We start from the raw sequence: 2500 nt of genomic DNA on the forward strand, positions 1-2500 counted from the left end.
GATTGAGAAAAGATTGCGTACTGGGTATGAAATGGGCTATGTTTTTGGACTGCGCGAAGGGCTGAGTCCTGTAGCGCAGGCCACGCGATGCTGATGGCGAAAGCTTGAGGTGTCAGTGGGCGCTTACAAGATCAGAGGAGCGATCCGCTGGTGTTGTAGGTTTTAGAAGCGATCGCAAGATCGCAGCGCCTGACATTCCTTACAAGGGAGTGGAGGAGCAGAACCTGGACAACTTAAGAGTTTAGGAACTGACGCTTTTGTCGCGTTTAGGCCCTATGAGCAGCGATCAAAAGCTGATCAAAAGGTTTGAGCAGATATGCGACGAGAGTGTGAGGTCCCGTCAAAAGAAATGAGTTGCAGAAACCTGTTACAGCATCAATTTTTGCTTTCACGGGCGAGGATTGATGTCAAAGGTGTGACAGGTGAAAGCAACGACCGGATCTGAGATCCTGGAAAGTCACAGAAGGAAGAGATTCTGAAGTGCACTCTTGTAATCCTTCTGTCAGAGGAAGGGGGCAACAACTGCTTGTCGTACGCCAGTGCGAATGAGTGGGTGAAGCAAATCAGACTGAGTGATGAGCCTGAAAGGGTTGATTGCGAGAGGGTTTGATCTACTACGGAGAGTTTGATCCTGGCTCAGGATGAACGCTGGCGGCGTGCTTAACACATGCAAGTCGAACGAACCTTCGGGTTAGTGGCGGACGGGTGAGTAACGCGTGGGAATCTGCCCTCAGGAGGGGGATAACGGTTGGAAACGGCCGCTAATACCCCATATGCCGAGAGGTGAAATGAATTTCGCCTGAGGATGAGCCCGCGTCTGATTAGCTAGTTGGTGTAGGTAATGGCTCACCAAGGCATCGATCAGTAGCTGGTCTGAGAGGATGATCAGCCACACTGGGACTGAGACACGGCCCAGACTCCTACGGGAGGCAGCAGTGGGGAATTTTCCGCAATGGGCGCAAGCCTGACGGAGCAACGCCGCGTGAGGGATGAAGGCCTCTGGGCTGTAAACCTCTTTTCTCAAGGAAGAAGATCTGACGGTACTTGAGGAATAAGCCACGGCTAATTCCGTGCCAGCAGCCGCGGTAATACGGGAGTGGCAAGCGTTATCCGGAATTATTGGGCGTAAAGCGTCCGCAGGCGGCTTTTCAAGTCTGCTGTTAAAACGTGGAGCTTAACTCCATCAAGGCAGTGGAAACTGATTGGCTTGAGTGTGGTAGGGGCAGAGGGAATTCCCGGTGTAGCGGTGAAATGCGTAGATATCGGGAAGAACACCAGTGGCGAAGGCGCTCTGCTGGGCCATAACTGACGCTCATGGACGAAAGCCAGGGGAGCGAAAGGGATTAGATACCCCTGTAGTCCTGGCCGTAAACGATGAACACTAGGTGTCGGGGGAATCGACCCCCTCGGTGTCGTAGCCAACGCGTTAAGTGTTCCGCCTGGGGAGTACGCACGCAAGTGTGAAACTCAAAGGAATTGACGGGGGCCCGCACAAGCGGTGGAGTATGTGGTTTAATTCGATGCAACGCGAAGAACCTTACCAGGGTTTGACATCCTGCGAATCTCTTGGAAACGAGAGAGTGCCTTTGGGAACGCAGTGACAGGTGGTGCATGGCTGTCGTCAGCTCGTGTCGTGAGATGTTGGGTTAAGTCCCGCAACGAGCGCAACCCACGTTTTTAGTTGCCAGCATTTAGTTGGGCACTCTAGAGAGACCGCCGGTGATAAACCGGAGGAAGGTGTGGATGACGTCAAGTCATCATGCCCCTTACATCCTGGGCTACACACGTACTACAATGCTACGGACAAAGGGCAGCAAGTTCGCGAGGACAAGCAAATCCCATAAACCGTGGCTCAGTTCAGATCGTAGGCTGCAACTCGCCTACGTGAAGAAGGAATCGCTAGTAATCGCAGGTCAGCATACTGCGGTGAATACGTTCCCGGGCCTTGTACACACCGCCCGTCACACCATGGAAGTTGGCCACGCCCGAAGTCGTTACTCCAACCCTTGTGGAGGAGGACGCCGAAGGTGGGGCTGATGACTGGGGTGAAGTCGTAACAAGGTATCCGTACCGGAAGGTGCGGATGGATCACCTCCTAACAGGGAGACAACACAATGATTTTGATGTCTGAGTATTTTAATTCTTAGGCCGAAATCCTGTCACCTTAGGTCGATCGGTACCTCAAGTTGAGAATCAAAGAAAAGCTGATTAATCAGCTTGGAGATTGATGATTGATTTTAGTTCCTAAACTTGTCTAGGTCACACCCCGCAAGGGTTACTCCTGGGCCATTAGCTCAGGTGGTTAGAGCGCACCCCTGATAAGGGTGAGGTCCCTGGTTCAAGTCCAGGATGGCCCATTCGGTGTTGGGGGTTTAGCTCAGTTGGTAGAGCGCCTGCTTTGCAAGCAGGATGTCAGCGGTTCGAGTCCGCTAACCTCCACTGACTGATCTCCTACAACGAGCCAATGGTGAGAACCGTTGTGTGATGTGATTTAGAATTT

At 52.4% G+C, this 2500-nt stretch carries 2 tRNA genes and 1 rRNA gene; all 3 read left to right on the forward strand.

What is annotated here, in order from left to right:
- Positions 1-613 precede the first annotated feature (613 nt).
- The 3 genes from PMIT1303_RS00350 (at position 614) to PMIT1303_RS00360 (ending at position 2439) form a co-directional block, all read left to right on the forward strand.
- Positions 614-2099: ribosomal RNA gene (locus PMIT1303_RS00350) — 16S ribosomal RNA — on the forward strand.
- Positions 2100-2283: 184 nt separating this feature from the next.
- Positions 2284-2357: transfer RNA gene (locus tag PMIT1303_RS00355), tRNA-Ile, on the forward strand.
- A gap of 9 nt (positions 2358-2366) precedes the next feature.
- Positions 2367-2439 (forward strand) — tRNA-Ala (locus PMIT1303_RS00360).
- Positions 2440-2500 lie beyond the last annotated feature (61 nt).

Source organism: Prochlorococcus sp. MIT 1303, from assembly GCF_001631965.1.
Lineage (GTDB): Bacteria > Cyanobacteriota > Cyanobacteriia > PCC-6307 > Cyanobiaceae > Prochlorococcus > Prochlorococcus marinus_D.